This is a genomic window from uncultured Microbacterium sp., assembly GCF_964244775.1.
GTDB lineage: Bacteria > Actinomycetota > Actinomycetes > Actinomycetales > Microbacteriaceae > Microbacterium.
Window position 1 is genome coordinate 44,317 of sequence record NZ_CAXTJR010000005.1, and the last position, 19,953, is coordinate 64,269.

Annotated in this window: 16 protein-coding genes and 1 tRNA gene; 5 read left to right on the plus strand and 12 right to left on the minus strand. The window is 69.1% G+C overall.

Going from position 1 to position 19,953, the window contains the following annotated elements:
• The first annotated feature begins 71 nt into the window (after positions 1-71).
• From ACFE6Z_RS10315 to ACFE6Z_RS10325, 3 genes are all read left to right on the plus strand, one after another.
• On the plus strand, positions 72-2,537 hold the full coding sequence (locus ACFE6Z_RS10315; RefSeq protein ID WP_375385605.1) for a hypothetical protein: 2,466 nt from the start codon (positions 72-74) through the stop codon (positions 2,535-2,537).
• A gap of 61 nt (positions 2,538-2,598) precedes the next feature.
• Positions 2,599-2,672, plus strand: a tRNA-Pro gene (locus tag ACFE6Z_RS10320).
• An 84-nt stretch (positions 2,673-2,756) separates the two neighbouring features.
• Positions 2,757-3,554: an HAD-IIB family hydrolase gene (locus tag ACFE6Z_RS10325; RefSeq protein ID WP_375385606.1), complete on the plus strand. Its 798-nt coding sequence runs from the start codon at positions 2,757-2,759 to the stop codon at positions 3,552-3,554.
• A gap of 20 nt (positions 3,555-3,574) precedes the next feature.
• Here ACFE6Z_RS10325 and ACFE6Z_RS10330 read toward each other — a convergent pair whose 3' ends face one another.
• Positions 3,575-4,837, minus strand: a complete 1,263-nt coding sequence (locus ACFE6Z_RS10330) for an alpha-hydroxy-acid oxidizing protein (RefSeq protein ID WP_375385607.1) — start codon at positions 4,835-4,837, stop codon at positions 3,575-3,577.
• Positions 4,838-4,851: 14 nt separating this feature from the next.
• Positions 4,852-5,616 (minus strand): FadR/GntR family transcriptional regulator, encoded by a 765-nt coding sequence (locus tag ACFE6Z_RS10335; protein ID WP_375385608.1) that lies wholly within the window; start codon positions 5,614-5,616, stop codon positions 4,852-4,854.
• 96 nt (positions 5,617-5,712) lie between these two features.
• Here ACFE6Z_RS10335 and ACFE6Z_RS10340 point away from each other — a divergent pair, with 96 nt between their 5' ends.
• Positions 5,713-6,558 carry a DUF1295 domain-containing protein gene (locus ACFE6Z_RS10340; protein ID WP_375385609.1) on the plus strand — a complete coding sequence of 282 codons (846 nt, stop codon included), beginning with the start codon at positions 5,713-5,715 and terminating at the stop codon, positions 6,556-6,558.
• 43 nt (positions 6,559-6,601) lie between these two features.
• Here ACFE6Z_RS10340 and ACFE6Z_RS10345 read toward each other — a convergent pair whose 3' ends face one another.
• From ACFE6Z_RS10345 to ACFE6Z_RS10365, 5 genes are all read right to left on the minus strand, one after another.
• Complete coding sequence (locus ACFE6Z_RS10345; RefSeq protein ID WP_375385610.1) at positions 6,602-7,240, minus strand: thymidine kinase; 639 nt, start codon at positions 7,238-7,240, stop codon at positions 6,602-6,604.
• 17 nt (positions 7,241-7,257) lie between these two features.
• Complete coding sequence (locus ACFE6Z_RS10350; RefSeq protein WP_375385611.1) at positions 7,258-8,730, minus strand: malate:quinone oxidoreductase; 1,473 nt, start codon at positions 8,728-8,730, stop codon at positions 7,258-7,260.
• Between the two features lie 94 nt (positions 8,731-8,824).
• Entirely contained in the window at positions 8,825-9,907 is a 1,083-nt protein-coding gene (locus ACFE6Z_RS10355) for an aspartate-semialdehyde dehydrogenase (RefSeq protein ID WP_375385612.1), read from the minus strand.
• A gap of 165 nt (positions 9,908-10,072) precedes the next feature.
• Complete coding sequence (locus tag ACFE6Z_RS10360) at positions 10,073-10,669, minus strand: DM13 domain-containing protein (RefSeq protein ID WP_375385613.1); 597 nt, start codon at positions 10,667-10,669, stop codon at positions 10,073-10,075.
• Positions 10,670-10,736: 67 nt separating this feature from the next.
• On the minus strand, positions 10,737-12,023 hold the full coding sequence (locus ACFE6Z_RS10365) for an aspartate kinase (RefSeq protein WP_375385614.1): 1,287 nt from the start codon (positions 12,021-12,023) through the stop codon (positions 10,737-10,739).
• Between the two features lie 255 nt (positions 12,024-12,278).
• On the opposite strand from ACFE6Z_RS10365, the gene ACFE6Z_RS10370 reads away from it, so the two are divergent.
• Positions 12,279-12,770, plus strand: coding sequence for a hypothetical protein (locus tag ACFE6Z_RS10370; RefSeq protein ID WP_375385615.1), 492 nt, complete (start codon positions 12,279-12,281; stop codon positions 12,768-12,770).
• A gap of 4 nt (positions 12,771-12,774) precedes the next feature.
• On the opposite strand, the gene ACFE6Z_RS10375 is transcribed toward ACFE6Z_RS10370, so the two are convergent.
• The 5 genes from ACFE6Z_RS10375 to ACFE6Z_RS10395 all read right to left on the minus strand — a co-directional run bounded on the left by ACFE6Z_RS10375 (position 12,775) and on the right by ACFE6Z_RS10395 (position 19,942).
• The gene (locus ACFE6Z_RS10375) at positions 12,775-13,719 is read right to left on the minus strand and encodes a DMT family transporter (RefSeq protein WP_375385616.1); all 945 of its coding nucleotides are present in this window, start codon (positions 13,717-13,719) and stop codon (positions 12,775-12,777) included.
• Positions 13,719-14,312: a recombination mediator RecR gene (gene recR, locus ACFE6Z_RS10380; RefSeq protein ID WP_375385617.1), complete on the minus strand. Its 594-nt coding sequence runs from the start codon at positions 14,310-14,312 to the stop codon at positions 13,719-13,721. Before recR ends, ACFE6Z_RS10375 begins: the two co-directional genes overlap by 1 nt.
• 2 nt (positions 14,313-14,314) lie before the next feature.
• Positions 14,315-16,528, minus strand: a complete 2,214-nt coding sequence (locus ACFE6Z_RS10385; RefSeq protein WP_375385618.1) for a DNA polymerase III subunit gamma and tau — start codon at positions 16,526-16,528, stop codon at positions 14,315-14,317.
• A 73-nt stretch (positions 16,529-16,601) separates the two neighbouring features.
• Entirely contained in the window at positions 16,602-19,148 is a 2,547-nt protein-coding gene (locus ACFE6Z_RS10390) for a glycoside hydrolase family 65 protein (protein WP_375385619.1), read from the minus strand.
• Positions 19,145-19,942 (minus strand): HAD family hydrolase, encoded by a 798-nt coding sequence (locus ACFE6Z_RS10395; protein WP_375385620.1) that lies wholly within the window; start codon positions 19,940-19,942, stop codon positions 19,145-19,147. Before ACFE6Z_RS10395 ends, ACFE6Z_RS10390 begins: the two co-directional genes overlap by 4 nt.
• Between the last annotated feature and the right edge of the window lie 11 nt (positions 19,943-19,953).

The following is a 19,953-nucleotide window of genomic DNA, read 5'->3' on the forward strand; positions in this document are numbered from 1 at the left end:
TAGATCGGGCCGATCCACAGAGTCTGAGATCCGGCCGGTCGCCGGTGTCGTGACGCTCGACGATCGAACGTATGAAACGACTCGTCGCCGCGCTCGTCATCGTGGTCGCCGTCGCCGCTGGGGCACTGGCGACGTTCGCTCCTGTGCAGGCCGCGTCGCAGGGCTCGGGCTTCGGCACGTGGGCGCCGATCTCGGCCTACGGCTGGCACGGCTCGATGCTGATCGACGGCGTGCACACGTACTGCATCCGCCCAGGGCTCCCCGCTCCAACGGGGCAGAGCACCGACCACGGGGTGAGCGGATCCGCGGCTGGGCTCACCCCGACTCAGCTCACCGGCATCAACCTCCTGGTCTCCAAGTACGGGCAGACCGACGATCCGGTGCAGGCCGCGAGCGTGGGGTGGGCCGTCAAGGCGATCGCCGACTGGAACGAGACCCTCCACGCGTTCGGCTACCCGGGCGATACGCTGCAGGGCGCGATCAACTGGACCTTCTCGGCCCTGGCTCCGGAGAGCAATGCCGCGGTGCAGCAGCTCGCGACCGCGTACTACGCAGAAGCCACCGGTGCGGGCACCGGCTCGGTCGGCGGCTCGGGCACGCTCGCGTTCACGACGGATGCTGCCGACCACACTCGCGGCACGGTCACCGTGGTGACGGATGTCGGCGGCGTGAGCGGCTCGCTCTCCCTCGAGGGCGCGGTGTTCGCCGACTCAGGGTCACCGAGCCGCGACGGCGCCGAGCCGGGTGCGACGTACGACATCGTCACCACCGAGCATCAGGGCGCATTCCGGGTGCGCGGTGCGGCGACGTTCCACGGGGGCTACCTGGCCGCGGTGCGGCACTTCACCACCAGCGGCGGCCAGGACACCGCAGGACCGGGCGGCACGACCGAGTTCACTGTGGCGGGAGAGGATGCTGTCGACCGCGTGACCACATTCGCTCCGGTGATCGCGACCCAGGTGCCCGCCCGGTATGTCGAGGGCGGACCCTTCGTGGATGACGTGACGTTCGCCGCGGCCCACGGGGTGTGGCCGCGATCGTCCGACGGGCGCCACGTCGTGATCGCCGCGACCGGCACGGTGTACCGCACGGCGAACGAGCCCGTGCTCGGCGCCGTTCCCGCCGACGCCGAAGCGGTCGCGCACCTGGCCCTCACGACCTTGCCGGATCCGGGCCCGACGGTTGCGTACCGCGTGGAGTCGGAGACGGCGCTGCCGGGCCCCGGCTTCTACACCGCGGTGTGGGAGATCCGCGCCGAGTCGCAGTCGGCGGACTCTCAGCGGTGGCTCGAACCCGGCTACACCTGGACCGAGCCCTTCGGCGAGCAGAGTCAGCTCATGATGCTGCCCGCGATCACGTCGCGCGCCGAGCCGATCGTGGCGGTCGGCGCGAGCATGCACGACGAGATCGTGGTGGACGGCCCCGTCCCCTCTTCCGGCCTGAATCTGACCACGGCGGTGTATCGAGCGATCGACGGAGTGGCTCCCGCGGATTCGTGCACGCCCGAGAGCATGGTCTTCTCGAGCGTCGATGCCCCCGTTCACATCACCGCAGCCGGAACGGCCGTCGTCACCGCACCCGTCGTGCCCGACTTCGGAACCTACTTCTGGCGCGAGCGCGCCGTCGATGCGGAGGGAAGGCTCGTGCACGAAGGCGCGTGCGGCCTCGAGAGCGAGACGACGCACGCGCCCCTGCCCACGGTGACGACCCGTGCCGGAGCGAGCACCGGATTCGGCGGCGGACTGACCGACGTCGCCACAGTGTCCGGCCCGGTGCCACGCACCGGCCGCACGGTGCTCACCTTCGAGCTGTACCGTGTCGTCGACGCCGGCGCACCCGCCTCCGCCTGCACTCCCGAGAACCTGATCGCCGACACGCGAGCCGAGCCGGTTGCCGTCACCGCGGCCGGAGACTACTCCTCGCCGGAGGTGCGTCCTCACAGCGCGGGCACCTTCACCTGGATCGAGCGACTCTGGTTCACGCGCGACGGTGAGACCGAGGCGCGCCTACTTGCGGAGGGCGCGTGCGGACTGCCCGACGAGACCGTCGTGGTCGCCGCGCCCACCGTGGACACCACGGCGACCGAACGCGCCGCGACCGGCGAGGCGTTCACCGACACGGCCACGGTCGCGGGCCTCGCGCCCGATGCCGAGGCGGAGCTCGTGTTCTTCGCCTACCGCAATCCCCACGACACGACGCCGGACTGCTCCGCGGATCGACTGATCGCCGAGACAGCGGCCATAGCCCTGCACGGCGACGGACGCTATGTCTCGCCCGACGTACGCTCCGACGAGGCGGGGGTCGTCCAGTGGGTCGCAGAGCTGCGGTACCGGGGCGACGACGGCACCGTGGTCACGATCCACCGCGGCGCGTGCGGTGACGAACGCGAATCGACGATCGTCGACACGCTCGCCGCGACGGGGGGCGGCTCGAGCATGCCGATCCTCCCGCTGGCGGGAGCAGGAGCTGCCGTCGTCGCACTGGGAATGGCCCTGGCGACGGTGTTCGGTCGACGCGCGCGGCGCGCGCACCGGTGATCCCGCACGCCGCCCCGGTTCAGCGCAGCCGGCACGATCGGGTAGACTCGGGGGGTTGCCACGGGGTGTGGCGCAGTTTGGTAGCGCGCGTCGTTCGGGACGACGAGGCCGCAGGTTCAAATCCTGTCACCCCGACCGCAGAGGGGCTCCATCACGAATCCGGAAGGATCGGATGGGGCCTTTCGCGTCGAAACCCCCTCCCCCGGACACAGGAGCATCGTGCACACCAGCATCCCTGCCCAGACCGCCCCCCACGCCGTGACCCGCCTCATCGCGTTCGACCTCGACGACACCCTCGCACCGTCCAAATCGGCGATCGACCCGCGCATCGGCGACCTGCTCATCGCGCTCGCCGAGCGCGTGCACGTGGCGATCATCTCGGGCGGCCAGATCGCCCAGTTCCAGGCGCAGGTCATCGAGAACCTTCCGGATGCTGCGCCCGACGCCCTCTCGCGGGTGCACCTGATGCCGACCTGCGGAACCCAGTACTACCGATTCGACGGCACCGGCTTCTCCGTCGTGTACGCGCACGGCCTGACCGACGACGAGAAGCAGCGCGCGCTGACGGCCGTGGAAGAGGAGGCCCGCCGACTGGGCCTCTGGGAGGCGGAGCCGTGGGGCGACATCCTCGAGGATCGACACTCGCAGATCACCTTCTCGGCGCTCGGCCAGCGCGCACCGCTCGAGGCGAAGATCGCGTGGGACCCGACCGGCGCGCGCAAGAACGCGCTGCGCGAAGCGGTCGCTGTCCGCATCCCCGACCTCGAAGTGCGCTCGGGCGGATCCACTTCCGTGGACATCACCCACGCCGGGATCGACAAGGCGTACGGCATGACGAAGCTCGCCGAGGTCACCGGCATCTCGCTCGATGACATGCTCTTCGTCGGCGACCGTCTCGATCCCGACGGCAACGACTACCCGGTGCTCGCCATGGGCGTGCGGTGCCACGCAGTGCAGGGGTGGATCGAGACCGCCGAGTACCTCGACGAGCTCCTTCCGACGCTGCCCGTCAGCTGACACCGGCGGGCGGGCCGGGCTCAGCCGACCGCGTCGGTGTACGCCCTCGCGCCGCCCACGGGCACGAGACGCGCGAGCTGCGTGACGTGCTTCGGTTCGAGCTCGTCGAGCGAGGCGACGCCGAGAAGGCGCATCGTGCGCTCGATCTCGGACCGCAGGATCGCGATCATCCGATCCACGCCCTCCCTGCCGCCGGCCATCAGCCCATACAGGTAGGCGCGCCCCACGAGCGTGAACTTCGCGCCCAGTGCCACAGCCGCCACGATGTCGGCCCCGTTCATGATGCCGGTGTCGATCATGACCGTGGCATCGGCGCCCACTTCGCGGACCACGTGCGGAAGCAGGTGGAACGGGATCGGGGCCCGATCCAGCTGCCGGCCGCCGTGGTTGGACAGGATCACTCCGTCGACTCCCAGATCGACGAGCCTCTTGGTGTCTTCGACGTTCTGCACGCCCTTGATCACGATCTTGCCCGGCCACAGCGCACGGATGACCTCGAGATCGTCGTAGCTGATGGTGGGGTCCATCGCGGCATCCAGCAGCTCCCCCACCGTCCCACCCGTCGTCGACAGCGAGGCGAACTCGAGCTTCGGCGTCGTCAGGAAGTCGTACCACCACCACGGCCGGGGAATCGCGTTGATGATCGTGCCGAGGGTGAGCTGCGGCGGGATCGAGAACCCGTTGCGCTTGTCACGCAGGCGCGCGCCGGCGACCGGGGTGTCGACCGTGAACATGAGCGTGTCGAAGCCGGCGTCCGCCGCACGCCGGGCGAGCCCGTAAGAGATGTCGCGATCTTTCATGACGTACAGCTGGAACCAGTTGCGTCCGTCCGGATTGGCACGCTCGACGTCTTCGATGGAGGTCGTGCCGAGGGTCGACAGCGTGAACGGGATGCCGGCGGCACCGGCCGCGGACGCCCCGGCGATCTCGCCCTCGGTCTGCATGAGCCGCGTGAAGCCGGTCGGCGCGATGCCGAACGGCAGCGCACTCGGACCGCCGAGGATCTGCACCGACGTGTCGACGTCGGGCGCTGGGCGGAGGATGCCGGGGTGGAACTCGATGTCTTCGAACGCCTGGCGTGCGCGCGCGAGCGACAGTTCGCCCTCGGCAGCGCCGTCGGTGTAGTCGAAGGCGGCTTTCGGCGTCCGACGCTTGGCGGTCGTGCGCAGATCGGCGATCGTCAGTGCCGCGTCGAGGCGGCGCTTGCGTCCGTCGAGTTCGGGCTTCTTGAATCGCATGAGCTCGAGCAGCTCGGCGGGGTTGGGCAGCTGACGCTGGACCATCGGCGTTCCTCTTCTCAGGCGGGTAGATCGCGAGCCAGGCCCGCGGCGGCGTAGTAGCCGGTGATGTGGTCGCGAACGAGGTCGCGCGCGATGTCGGGCAGGCCGTCGTCGACCGCGGCGACGATGGCCCGGTGCTCGTGACGCAGGCGCTGCGCCGTGGCATCCCAGTCTTCGATGCGTTCGGCGCCGGCCCGCACGTACGATTCGATCGCGGTGCCCAGGCCCGCCATCATCGATGCGATGACGACGTTTCCGGATGCTTCGGCCAGCGCCCTGTGCAGCTGGGCGTCGAGCGCCAGGAACTCGGCGGGGGTGAGGCTGTCGTCGTCCATGGCGTCGAGCACTAGGTGCGCCGGAGAGGTCGAGCGCGCAGGATCGGCTGCGAGGGTTTCGATCGCGGCCGATTCCAGCACCACACGGGTGCGCACGACGTCGTCGAGCGGGAAGCCGTGCGCGGCGACCTGCAGTCGCAGCAGTGCCGACATCCCGCCGGTGGGCGTCGCGATGATGATCGCGCCGGAAGTGGGCCCCGAGCCCGTTCCGGTGCGGATGAGTCCCATGACCTCGAGGACCCGCAGCGCCTCGCGCACGCTGGAGCGGCCGACGCCGAGCTGCAGCGACAGGTCGCGCTCGGAAGCCAGCCGATCGCCGGGTGCGAGGCGGCCCTCGAGAAGGTCGGTCTCGATCTTCTCGAGCACTACCCGCCAGGCGCGAGCAGGAGGGGCTGCACTGTCGACAGCGATGTCGCTGTCGGTGTCAATGTCAACGGCGGTGGTCACAGCATCCTCCTCGAAGCTCCGGCCGGTTCTGGCACGTGTGGTCTGACCACGCTAGAGCATGTGGTCTGACCATGCAAGGGCCGTAGGCTGGCGGGCATGGATCCGTTCGTCGTCGTTCTCGTGCTCTTCGCCGTCGTCTGCGCATTCTGCTGGATCGCCTCGCTGATCACGAAAGACACCTCGTGGGTCGACCGGATCTGGTCGGTCGTGCCGGTGGCCTACGTGTGGATCTTCGCGGGCTTCGCGATCGGGTCGGGCCAAGACGCCTCCCGGCTCGTGCTCATGGCGGTTCTCGTCACGGCATGGGGTGCGCGCCTGACCTTCAACTTCGCCCGCAAGGGCGGATACACGGGCATGGAGGACTACCGCTGGGCGATCCTGCGCGGGCGGATGAAGCCGTGGCAGTTCCAGGTCTTCAACCTGCTGTTCATCGTGCTCTACCAGAACGCGCTGCTGGTCCTCATCACGCTGCCGGCGCTCGTCGCCTGGCAGAACCCGGCCGCGATCAACGGATGGGATGCCGCGTTCGCGGTGCTCTTCGTCGCGTTCCTGATCGGCGAGTTCACCGCCGACCAGCAGCAGTGGAACTTCCATCAGGCCAAGAAGGCCGCAGGCGGCACCCTGGCGCCCGGGTTCGTGACGACGGGCCTCTTCCGCTATAGCCGGCACCCCAACTTCTTCTTCGAGCAGGCGCAGTGGTGGGCGTTCTACGCGATCGGTGCGACGGCTGCCGTCGCGTCGGGCCTGGGCGTCTGGGGGGGAGCGCTGAACTGGACGATCGTGGGAGCGGCGCTGCTGAGCGTGCTGTTCATCGGATCGACGATCTTCACCGAGTCGATCTCGGCGGGGCGACACCCCGCCTACGCGCAGTACCAGCGCACCACGTCGATGCTCGTGCCGTGGCCGCCCCGGCGCACAGAAGACCAGCCCCGCACGGCCTGATCCGCACGGCCTGATCAGCGCGGCCTGATCAGCACGCGACCGTTCAGCGCGCGGCCAGCCGCCCGCCCGATTCGCGCAGGTAGCATTCGCCGCAGAGCGACTCGTAGGTCACCTCCTGGCCGTCGATCGCGACCTGGTCGCCGTCGAACACGAACTGGCCGTCGATCAGGCGCCCATTGAAGAGCGCCTTGCGTCCGCAGCGGCAGATCGTCTTGAGCTCTTCGAGGGCGTGGGCGACCTCGAGAAGGCGGCGGGAACCGGGGAACGCCTGGGTGCGGAAGTCGGTGCGGATGCCGTATGCCAGCACGGGTATGTCATCGAGTACGGCGATCTTGAACAGGTCGTCCACCTGGTCAGAACTGAGGAACTGCGCCTCGTCGACCAGGAGGCATGCGACCTCCGCAGGACCGCGGCTGAGGCCCACCAGCTCGTCATGCGTGTAGCGGACGCGCGCCTGATACTCGGCGAACAGGCCGCGTGCGTCATCCGCTGCATCGATCAGGAAGTCGACGGGCCGGGTCATCCCGAGCCGGCTGGAGATCTGGTGAGCGCCCTTGGTGTCGATGCGGGGTTTGGTGAGCAGCACCCGCTGGCCGCGCTCCTCGTAGTTGTAGGCGGCCTGCAGGAGCGAGGTCGACTTGCCGGAGTTCATCGCCCCGTAGCGGAAGTACAGCTTGGCCATGAGCGGCTCGCCCGGCGTCAGGCCGTCAGCGCGAGGGTGGCGGCGGTTTCTCCGAGCACCTCTTTGGCGACCTCGGGCCGGGGGTTCAGGGTCGCGCCGTAGCTGGGGATGAGCTCGCGCAGACGCGGCTCCCAGCCGTCGATCCGGTCGGGGAAGCATGTCTTCAGCAGGCCGAGCATGATCGACACCGCGGTCGAGGCCCCCGGAGATGCGCCGAGGAGACCGGCGATCGAGCCGTCCTCGGCGGTGACGACCTCAGTGCCGAACTGCAGCACGCCGCCCTTCTTCGCATCCTTCTTCATGACCTGAGCGCGCTGGCCGGCGTCGAGCAGCACCCAGTCCTCGCTCTTCGCGGTCGGCATGAAGGTGCGAAGACTCTCGACCTTCTTCTCGTGGTTCTTCAACAGCTCCCCCACGAGGTAGCTGATGAGCGACGGGTTGTCGATCGCGACCTTCAGCATCGGCCACAGGTTGCTCGGTCGCACCTGGGCGACGAGATCGAGCATCGACCCATTCTTGAGGAACTTCGGGCTGAAGGTGGCGAACGGGCCGAACAGCAGCGACGACTCGCCGTCGACGACGCGCGTGTCGAGGTGGGGCACCGACATCGGCGGAGCGCCGACCGATGCCTGCGAATACACCTTCGCCTTATGCTGCGCGACGAGCGCCGGATCGGAGGTCTTCAGCCACTGCCCGCCGATCGGGAAGACGCCGTAGCCCTTGATCTCGGGGATGCCCGAGCTCTGCAGCAGCTTGATCGCCCAGCCGCCGGCCCCGACGAACACGAACCGCGCCTTCGTCTGACCGGGTGTGCGGCCGATCGAGCCCCGCCACTTGATGAGCCACGTGCCGTCCTTCTGACGCTTCAGCGACCGCACCTCGCGGTTGGTCACGACCTCTGCTCCGCGCTCCTTCAGGTTGTCGAAGAGCTGATGCGTGAGGGCCCCGAAGTCGACATCGGTGCCCGCCGGAACGCGGGTGGCCGCGAACGGCTCGGTCGCCCTGCGCTTCTTCATGAGCAGCGGCGCCCACTGGTTGATGACGCGGGAGTCTTCGCTGTACTCGATGCCGGCGAACAGCGGCTGATCTTTCAGCGCCTCGTAGCGGGTCTTGAGGAACGCGACATCCTTCTCACCCTTGACGAAGGTCATGTGCGGCGTGGAGTTGATGAACGTCGACGGCGCGTCCAGCACGCCCTCCTCCACGAGCGACGACCAGAACTGGCGGCTCTGCTGGAACTGCTCGTTGATCGAGATCGCCTTGGACGGGTCGACCGTGCCGTCCGGCGCCTCGGGCGTGTAGTTCAGCTCGCAGAGCGCCGCGTGCCCGGTGCCGGCGTTGTTCCACGCGTTGGAGCTCTCCAGCGCCACATCGTGGAGTCGCTCGTAGACGGCGATCTTCCAGTCGGGCTGGAGTTCGGAGAGGAAGGTGCCCAGCGTGGCACTCATGATGCCACCGCCGATGAGGACGACGTCGACCGTTTCTGTCACCGGTCAAGTCTAGTTCGCGCACGGACGGCGGTATTCCGGATGCCGCATCCCACCGGCATCCAACTCCGCGGTTCTTGCGGAATCGGCAAGAATCTCAGGCGGCGCCCAACGAGGCTGCGCCGAGCGAGGCGGCGACCAGCTCGGCGATCTGCACCGCGTTCAGCGCAGCGCCCTTGCGCAGGTTGTCGTTGCTGATGAACAGGACGAGACCCTTGCCCTCGGGAGCGGACTGGTCGGCGCGGATGCGGCCGACGAAGCTCGGGTCTTTTCCCGCGGCCTGCAGCGGCGTCGGCACCTCTTCGAGGGCGACTCCGGGGGCCTCGGCCAGGATCTCGCGGGCGCGATCGGGGGTGATGTCGCGCGCGAATTCGGCGTGGATACTGAGCGAGTGCCCCGTGAACACCGGAACGCGCACGCACGTGCCCGCGACACGCAGGTCGGGCAGCTCGAGGATCTTGCGGCTCTCGTTGCGGAGCTTCTTCTCCTCGTCGGTCTCGTTGTCGCCGTCGTCGACGAGGTTGCCGGCGAACGGGATGACGTCGAACGCGATCGGGGCGATGTACTTCTCCGGCGCCGGGAAGTCGATCGACGATCCGTCGTGCACGAGCCGCAGGGTGTCGCCCTGGGCCAGCACGCCCTCGACCTGGCCGAGCAGCTCTTCGGCGCCGGCGATGCCAGACCCGCTGACGGCCTGGTAGGTGCTGACGATGAGGCGCTCGAGGCCGGCATCGGCATCCAAGACCTTCAGAACGGGCATCGCGGCCATGGTCGTGCAGTTCGGGTTGGCGATGATGCCCTTGCGTGCCTCGCGGATCGCGTGCGGGTTGACCTCGCTCACGACGAGCGGCACGTCGGGGTCCATGCGCCAGGCGCTGGAGTTGTCGATCACGACGGCGCCGGCCGCGGCGAAGCGGGGCGCGTGAGCGCGGCTGCCGGTCGCGCCCGCGGAGAAGAGGGCGATGTCGATCCCTGTGGGGTCGGCGGTCTCGACGTCTTCGACGATGACCGACCGGCCGCCGAAGTCGATCGAGGTGCCGGCCGAGCGCGCGGTCGCGAACAGGCGCAGCTCGCGGATCGGGAATCCACGTTCGGCGAGGATCTCGCGCATGACCTTGCCCACCTGGCCGGTGGCGCCGACGACGGCGACGGAGAGTCCGGAGTCAGAGATGTGCGTCATGGTGATTCCTCGACGTTCGTGGGTGAAAGCCCGATTCTACCGGCCGGTGCCGGCGCCTCGCGGTCCACCGGCCTCTCCCACAGCGCGAGAAACCACTTCCGCGTCGGGAAACCACGCGCGGCGCGATGTCTCGACGGCGATGTGGTTTCTCGACGCTGGGGCTTGCTATGCGAGCGCCGCGGCTCCGAACGACACAGCGAACCGCTCGCACCACAGGTCGACGGTGCGGAACGCCGCGAGATCGACCTCGGCGGGGATGTCGTAGAGCTGGTCGCCGAGATTACCCTTGATCGGCCCGAGGTCGACGTGGTCGAACCCGGCGGCGGTGTACCAGCCGTCCGCTCCTTCGACCACCGGACCGGCGCTCAGCCACACGTGCACGTCGGGTCCGTTGCTGGTCTCCAGTCCCTCGATCGCCAGCTGGTGACGGCCGTCGGGATGCTGGATGACCCGCGCGCTGCCCGTCGTGCCGTGTTCGTGGCTGACGAACGAGCCCGCGAGCAGGTCGACGGGGCCCGCGGGGGCGGGCACTTCGATCGCGGGCACCTCGACCGGTTCGACCGTGGCTGCGGGAGCCGGCCCAGCCGGCGACGCGGATGGGGAGGTAGCGACCGTGGTGGGGATCGCGTCGGCGACCGTGACGTCGACGAACAGCAGCCACGGCTGGAACAGGACCGCTCCCACCGCGAGCGCGATCACCGCCACCGCTGCGCCTCCACCCCAGAGCCAGCGGCCTCGGGTCAACATGTTCGTGCGTGTCACAGCATCCCTCTCGATGTTCGGAGGGTAGAGCGGGATGCTGGAGCCCGCCTGTGCGGGGGGTGCAGGATCAGCGGCCGGTGCCGGCGTGGACGACCGCGTCGTCGTCGCCGTCGAGCCCGTAGGCGGTGTGCACCACTCGGGCAGCGGCGGCGAGGTCGTCGCCGCGCACAACCACCGAGATGCGGATCTCGGACGTGGAGATCATCTCGATGTTGATCCCTGAGGCGCTCAGCGCCTCGAACAGGGTCGCCGACACACCCGAATTCGTGCGCATCCCGGCGCCGACGACCGAAAGCTTGCCGATCTGGTCGTCGTGGACGAGGCTCGCGAACCCGACCTGCGCCTGCTCGGCGGCGAGGGCACGGATCGCGGTCGCCGCATCCGCCTTGGGCAGCGTGAACGAGATGTCGGTACGACCGGTGGTGGCGGCCGACACGTTCTGGACGATCATGTCGACGTTGGCTCCGGAGTTGGCGACGATCTTGAAGATCTCCGCCGCCTTTCCGGGCACGTCGGGAACGCCGATGACGGTGATCTTGGCCTGGCCGAGATCGGTGGCGACGCCGGCGACGATGGGCTCTTCCATGGGCTTTCCCTCTTCCACGTACCGGGCGCGGTGCTGCTCGTTGAGCACGAACGTGCCCTCACCCGAACTGAACGACGAGCGCGCGTGGATCAGCACGCCGTGACGGCGTGCGTACTCGACCGCGCGGATGTACAGGACCTTGGCGCCGTTGGCGGCGAGCTCGAGCATCTCCTCGCTCGAGACGTGGTCGAGCTTGCGCGCCTTGGGCACGACCCGCGGGTCGGCCGTGAAGATGCCGTCGACGTCACTGTAGATCTCGCACACGTCGGCGTTCAGCGCGGCGGCGAGCGCGACGGCGGTCGTGTCGGACCCCCCGCGTCCGAGCGTGGTGATGTCGCGGGTGTCGCGGTTGAACCCCTGGAATCCGGCGACGATCACGATCGCGCCCTCATCGAGCGCCTCGCGCAGGCGGATGGGGGTGACATCGACGATGCGGGCGGCGCCGTGCGTGGCATCCGTGATCATGCCCGCCTGGCTACCGGTGAACGAGCGCGCCTCGAAGCCCATCGAGTGGATGGCCATCGCCAGCAGCGCCATCGAGATGCGCTCGCCGCTGGACAGGAGCATGTCGAGTTCGCGCGGCGCCGGGATGGGCGACACCTGGTTCGCGAGGTCGAGCAGCTCGTCGGTGGTGTCGCCCATTGCGCTGACTGCGACCACGACCTCGTGCCCGGCCCGGCGGTTGTCGACGACGCGCTTGGCGACGCGCTTGATGCTCTCCGCGTCGGCGACGGATGAGCCGCCGTACTTCTGCACGATCAGCGCCACGTGATGACTCCAGAGAGATATCGGGTTCTCGGGCGGATGCTGCGCCCGACGCTCAATCTTACGGACGCCGTCATTCCTCGCCGATCATGTGACGCGTGCAGTGAGTCGATGCCAGCGACCTGGCATGCGCATGTCCGCAAGAAGGCGGACCCGGCATGCGCATGTCCGCAAGAAGGCGGACATGTCCGTCGACGCCGACCATCTTCCCGACATCGACACCCAGCAACGGCCGGTGAGGGCGATAAAGTGCGACCCATGGGCGAAGCGATCGAGAGATGGTCGGAGTTCAACGTCGCCATGGCAGGAGCAACGGCGGCCCTCGCGGGCCTCATGATCGTCGCGGCGAGTGTCAACATCGCCGACATCGTCAAGGAGAAGTCGCTGACCGCACGCCTCGCGGCCGGCGTCGCCGGCCTTGTCCTGGCGCTGGTCGCGTCCGCGATCGGGCTCATCCCCGACCTCACGATCAGCGCCTACGGCATCACCATGATCGTCATCTCGCTGCTGGCCGCGTTGTTCGCGGTGGAGGCCACGAAGCAGATCTTTGCGAACCAGCATCCCGACAACCGGCTCAAGCTCGTGAAGTCGCTCGTATGCTTCGCGGCGCCTGCGGCCTATCTCGTCGGCGCGATCCTGCTCGCGACCGGGCTGCCCGCCGGGCTGGTGTGGTTCGCGGCCGGCTCGCTCATCGCGATCGTCGCCTCGCTGCTGGTCTCGTGGATCGTCCTGGTCGAGGTTCTCCGCTAGCGCGTCAGCCGGGCGCGATCGGCGGCAGATCACCGTCGGGCACCGCGCGAGGCGATCGACGGCCCAGTACGCCGCCCGTGGCGGCCAGCCAGCATCCGAAAATCACGAGCGGGAAGCCGATGAGGAGCCCGATACTGAGCTGCTCACCCAGCACGATCACGCCCAGCAGGATCGCGACCACCGGATTGACGTAGGTGAACAGCGGCGCACGGACGGGGCCCACGCGTGCGATCAGCGCGAAGAACACCATGAACGCTACGGCTGTGCAGAGCACTGCGAGCGACAGCAGCGAGACGGTGCTCTGCACGGTCGGCACCTGGTGCTGGGTCAGCAGGGCGATCGGCAGATAGAAGATGCCGACGGCGGCGAGCGAGAGGGTGATCGTGCCGAGTGACGGGACGTCCGCCAGTTTGCGGACGACGATGAACGGTGCGATCGCGTAGCAGGCCGCGACCAGCAGCAATTCCCCGAGCGAGATGAGCCCCGCCCCGCCCGCGACGGCGAGCCCCGGCCCCGAGACGATCACCCCCACGCCGAGGAAGCCGACCACGAGCCCGATCGCCCGGGAGGGTCGTAGCACGGAACGGTCGCCTCCGGCGAGTGCGATCACCGCAGCGAACAGCGGCACGGTCGCCACGAGGAGGCCGGTGAGTCCGGACGGGAGAGTCTGCTCCGCGTGCCCGAGCAGCAGGAAGGGCCCAGCCATCTCGATCGCGCCGAACGCGAGCACCCACCCGATCTTCGCGAACGCGGGACGCAGAGCACGGGCGCGGAGGGCGAACGGGAGAAGGAGAAGTGCGCCCACGAGGGTGCGCCCCGCAACGATGGCGGCCGGCGAGTACGAGTCGACGGCTTGCTTGATGAACAGGTAGGGGACGCCCCACAGCAACGCCATCGCACCGAAAAGGACCCAGGCGCGGGCGTCGAAACGTTGGAGCGGAGCGGCCATCAGACGGCGCGGCGCCCTTCGAATGCGCGCCCGAGCGTGACTTCGTCGGCGTATTCGAGGTCGCCGCCCACCGGCAGCCCGGATGCCAGGCGGGTGACGGAGATCTCGAGCGTATGCAGCAGCCGACTCAGATAGGTCGCCGTCGCCTCACCTTCGAGGTTGGGGTTGGTGGCCAGGATGACCTCCTGGACGGTGCCGTCGGCGAGCCGCTGCATGAGCTGTCGGATGCGGAGGTCGTCGGGTCCGATGCCCGCGATCGGGCTGATCGATCCGCCGAGCACGTGGTAGAGCCCGCGGAACTCGCGCGTGCGCTCGATGGCAGCGACGTCTTTGGCGTCTTCGACGACGCAGATGAGCGTGGCATTGCGGCGAGGATCACGGCAGATCGCGCAGAGATCCTGCTCCGAGACGTTGCCGCAGATCTCGCAGAAGCGCACCCGCTCGCGGACATGGGCGAGGAGTTCGGCCAGCTGGCTGACATCGAACGACGGCGTCTGGAGGATGTGGAAGGTGATGCGCTGCGCCGACTTCGGACCGATGCCAGGAAGGCGGCCGAACTCGTCGATGAGGTCTTGAACGATTCCGTCGTACATCGTCAGCTGAACCTCGTCGGGGGCTCGTACGGCTCTTCACGCACGAACGCGGCGCCGAGCACCTGCCGGATGACCGCTTCGCCGTAACGCTGCACTCCCCCGCCGGCCGATGCACCGTTGCGTGCCGGGCCGTCCGCCATCGGCAGACGGGGCGCGACGACCGGAGGAACCGGCGCGTCAGCGGTGGGGACCTCGATGATGTCGGTCGGGTCGAGCTCGTCATCCTCGATCGAGGGCTCGACGTCGGCGGCGGGCAGCACCGTGCCCTCGAGGTCGGCGACCTCGCGAGAGGGAGCGAGCGTGGGCGCGAGGGTGGTGGTGCGCGCGCCGCCCGCAGCATCCTCGGGCTCGTCGTCGACGGCGAGCTGGGCGACCGCCGACGGCGAGGTCGCGGGCTGCTCGGTGGGGATCGGAGTGACCGCCCACTCGGTCACGGGCGCAGCGGACGCAGGTGCAGGCCGCGCGGACGGCCGCTCGGCGGCTCGCCCCTGCGCCCCGCGCGGTGGGCGCTCGGGCTCGCGCCGTATCGGCGCGTGGGGCGGGAGTTCATCGGACGGACCGGGGTCGGCCGGGCCCGGGTCGTCGGGGTCGGGCGGCGGCTCGTGCGGGGCGATGTCGCTGTCGTGCTTCGCGATGTACTTCACGCGGATGCCGAGCACCGCCATGATCGCCTGGCGCAGGTCTTCGCTGGGGCCGGCGCCCGCGTTGAGCTTCTTGAACGAGGCCACGTCGGTCTGACTCTGGAACGCGAGGCTGAGCACGTCATCGCCGAACGCGATCACCCTCGCACCGCTGGCGACGAGCCACGACGAACGACTGGTGTTCTCGAGGGCGCCGAGGATCTCGGGCCAGGCGTCGCGCACGAGCTGCACGGTGACGGGGCCGCGGGTGGCAGCTGTCGCGCCGGGTGCCGGCGATTCGACGAGTTCGGTCGGAGCAGGCCCGGAAACCGGAGCGACCGGAGCGGGAGCAACGGCTCGCGGGGTGGGTCTCGACGCTTCGACAGGCTCAGCGACCGGAGCGGGCTCAGAGACCGGAGCGGCCTCAGCGACCGAAGCGGGCGGGGCCACCGGGCTCGCAGCAGTCACGGCGCCGATTCCGGCATGGGTGAGGATGCGGGCGACCATGAGCTCGAGTTGCAGACGCGGCGAGGTCGCGCCCGTCATCTCGTCGAGCGTCGCGATCACGAGGTCGGCCGTGCGCGAGAGGCGGTCGGAGCCGAAGATCGACGCCTGACGGGTCATCCGCTCCAGCTCTTCGGCCGGCACGCCGCGCAGCACAGCTGCCGCACCGGCGCCGGTCGCAGCGATGATGATCAGGTCGCGCAGGCGCTCGAGCAGATCATCGACGAATCGGCGCGGGTCTTGGCCGGTCTGCACGACGCGGTCGACCGCGGCGAAGGCGGCCGAGGCATCCGCCGCGGCGAACGCGTCGATGACCTCGTCGAGCAGCTCCGCATGGGTGTACCCCAGAAGCGAGACCGCGCGCTCGTACCTGACGCGCACAGCCCCCGACTCGGGCGACGGGTCGGAACCCGCGATGAGCTGGTCCAGCAGCGAGAGGGTGTCGCGCGGCGAACCGCCACCGGCACGCACCACGAGCGGCAGCACTCCGGGCTCGACCGAGACGCCCTCGGTCTCGCACAGTGCCTGGACATACTCGAGCATCGCCGCCGGCGGCACGAGGCGGAACGGGTAGTGGTGCGTGCGCGAGCGGATCGTGCCGATGACCTTCTCGGGCTCGGTCGTCGCGAAGATGAACTTGACGTGATCGGGCGGCTCTTCGACGAGCTTGAGCAGTGCGTTGAACCCCTGCGGCGTCACCATGTGCGCCTCGTCGAGGATGAAGATCTTGAACCGGTCACGGGCGGGCGCGAAGATCGCGCGCTCACGCAGATCGCGGGCGTCGTCGACGCCGTTGTGGCTGGCCGCGTCGATCTCGACGACATCCAGCGAACCGCCGCCGTCGCGCCCGAGCTCGACGCAGCTGTCGCACGTGCCGCACGGCACGTCGGTCGGGCCCTGCGCGCAGTTCAGGCAGCGTGCGAGGATGCGCGCGGATGTCGTCTTACCGCATCCCCGCGGCCCTGAGAACAGGTACGCGTGCCCCACCCGGTCTCCGCGCAGCGCCGTCATGAGCGGCTCGGTGACCTGCGACTGGCCGATCATCTCGCCGAACGCCTCGGGACGGTAGCGGCGATAGAGGGCGGTGGTCACGCCCCCAGCCTAGGCCGTGCCCACGACATGACGCCCGCTCCCACAGCCGCCCGAGGCGGCCGCCTCCCGGCGCTCAGGAGTCGACTGCCACGTTCGACTCGACACCCTCCAGGGGCGCGTCCGGCACGGTGATCGGAACGCTCGCAGTGATGATCGGGATCGTCGTGGTGATGATCGGGACGGACGCCGAGAGGAACGTCCCGTCGTCCCTGCGCATATCGGCGAACTGCGTGAGCGACGGCTTGCCGGGGAGCACCGGCCCCTGGTCGGCGAGCGGCACGACCACCTCTTCGCCGTCGCCGACGACGAACGCGGCCCCGCGCACCGAGAATCCGACCGGGGCTCCCCCGCTTGCCGCGACGCTGATCTGGTCGCGAGTGATCGTGATGCCCAGCCGCGTGCCCTGCCAGTGCAGCACGAACGCGAGCTCGGGCCAGTCTGCCGGCAGCCGGGGATCGAACGACAGGTCGCCGAAGTGGTCGCGCATGCCGCCGAAGCCCGAGATGAGCGCAGTCCACACGCCGCCCGCCGACGCGACGTGCACGCCGTCCGCGGCATTGTGGTGCAGGTCGGCGAGATCGACGAACAGCGACTCCTGGAAGTAGTCCAGCGCGAGGTCCTGATATCCGACCTCCGCCGCCAGGATCGCCTGCACCACAGCCGACAGCGTGGAGTCGCCCGTCGTGAGCGGGTCGTAGTACTCGAAGTCGGCCAGTTTCTCCTCGTCCGTGAAGTGATTGCCCTGCAGGAACAGCGCGAGCACGACGTCGGCCTGCTTGAGCACCTGGTAGCGGTAGATCACCAGGGGGTGGAAGTGCAGAAGCAGCGGCCGCTGGTCGGCCGGGGTGTTCTCGAGGTCCCACACCTCCTTCTCCAGGAACACGTGGTCCTGAGGATGGATGCCGAACGCCGGGCTGTACGGGATGTGCATCGCCTCGGCGGCACGGTCCCACGCCTGCGGCTCACCGGGGTCGATCCCGAGGCGCTGCACCGCCAGCCGGTAGGCCTCCGAATCGTCCGCGGCCATCTCGCGCACGGTGCGGGCGGCGAAGCGGAGGTTGAAGCGCGCCATGACGTTCGTGAACAGGTTGTCGTTGACGACCGTCGTGTACTCGTCGGGGCCCGTGACGCCGTGGATATGGAAGGTGTCCTCGCCGTCGCTCTCGCGCCAGAACCCGAGCGTCTCCCACAGCCGCGCGGTCTCGACGGCGATGTCGACGCCCTCGCGGTGGAGGAACTCGTCGTCGCCCGTGGCCCGCACGTACTTCGCGAGCGCGAAGCTCACGTCGGCGTTGATGTGGTACTGCGCGGTGCCGGCGGCGTAGTACGCCGACGCCTCCTCGCCGTTGATCGTGCGCCAAGGGAACAGGGCGCCCGCCTCGTTCAGCTGGTGCGCGCGGCGGCGGGATGCCGGAAGCATGAGATACCGCATCCTCAGCGCGTTGCGGGCCCAGAGCGGGGTCGTGTACGCCAGGAACGGGAGCACGTAGATCTCGGTGTCCCAGAAGTAGTGGCCGCTGTATCCGGAGCCCGAGACGCCCTTGGCCGGCACGCCTTGGCCGTCGGCGCGCGCCGCGGCCTGGGCGAGCTGGAGCAGGCACCACCGGGTCGCCTGCTGGAGGTCGTCGTGACCGCCGATGCGCACATCCGACCGCTCCCAGAACGCCTCCATCCACGCGCGCTGGCGCTCGTACTGCAGCGCCACGCCCTCGGAGCGGGCGCGGTCGAGGGTGCGTCGGCAGCGGTCGACCAGCTCGCGCGCCGGCACGCCGCGCGAGGTGTGGTAGCTGACGAGCTTCGTGACGCGGATCGGCACACCGGCCTTCGCCTGCACGCGGAAGACGTTCTTCGCGATGTCGGGCTCGATCAGGACGCGCGCCGAGTACTCGTTGTCGGTTTCGATGACGTGGTCGGCGACGACGGCGATCGTCATGCCCGACTCGGCCACTTTATAGCTGAGGGTCGAGCGCAGGCCGTCCTGCCAGTACTCCTGCGGCTGGAGCACCCGCTCATCGATGCGCTCGGCCTTGCGCGGATCGAATCCCGCCTTCTTGGTGGCGTTCGGCGTTCCGCCGTAGACGTCCTCGCCGTCCTGCCGGTTGATCAGCTGGCAGCTGACCGTCACGGGGGCGTCGGAGTTGAGCACGGTGACGTCGACCGCGAGGACTGCGAGGTGCTTCTCTTCGAACGACACCATCCGCTCGAAATCCAGGCGCACGAGCTTGCCGGACGGAGTCGACCACAGGATGTGCCGGCGCAGCACGCCGTCGCGGAAATCGAGCGACCGCTCGTACTCGCGGATGTCGGCCACGTCGAGCGACAGCGGTTCGTCATCGACGTACACGCGCATCACCTTCGCGTCGGGCGCGTTGATGATCGTCTGGCCCACCTCGGCGAAGCCGTAGGCCTGCTCGGCGTGGCGGATCGGGAAGGTCTCGTGGAATCCGTTGATGAACGTGCCGTGCTCCTGTGCCTGACGACCCTCGGGGTGGTTGCCGCGGAGGCCGAGGTAGCCGTTGCCGACCGAGAAGAGCGTCTCGGTCACACCCGCATCATCCAGGTCGAGGGAGGTCTCGACGAGCCGCCACGGGTCGACGGGGAATCGGTCGCGATCCATCATGCGGATGCCTCTCGGTCGGGCTCAGTCGCTGTCGAAGGCGCTGTGAAAGGCGCTGTGAAAGGCGCCACAGCGATGAAGGCGGCCAGGTCGGCGACGACGACGTGGGCGCCGGCATCGCGGAGGGCATCGGCACCGACGCCCCGATCGACGCCCACGACGAGACCGAATCCTCCGGCAGCGGCCGAAGCCACGCCGCTGATGGCGTCTTCGACGGCGGCGCTGCGGGCGGGGTCGACCCCGAGCATCCGCGCCGCCTCGACGAAGACGTCGGGTGCGGGCTTGGAAGCCAGGTGATCCCGTTCGGCGATCACGCCGTCCATGATCACCGGGAAGCGGTCGATGATGCCGGCCGAGGTGAGCACTTCACGTGCGTTCTTCGAACTCGAGACGATCGCGGTCGGCGTGCCCGCCGCGGCGAGCAGGTCGAGCACGGCGATCGAGCCGGGGTAGGCAACGATCCCCTCCTCGCGCAGCACGCGGGCGAAGAACTCGTTCTTGCGGTTGCCGATACCGCACACGGTATCGGCGGTCGCCGGATCTGACGGGTCGCCCCATGGGACCTCGACGTCGCGGCTGCGCAGCAGGCCCGCGACCCCGTCGTAGCGCTTCTTCCCGTCGAGGTATTCGAAGTAGTCGCCGTCGGCGTAAGGGGGCGTGATGTCCCATTGAGCGAACAGCGTGGAGAACATCGCCCGCCAGGCGTCCATGTGCACTTCGGCGGTCGGGGTGATCACCCCATCCAGGTCGAAGAGCACGGCGTCGTACGCCGTGAGGTCGGGCAGTTCGGCGGTCACGAAAGCCTCCA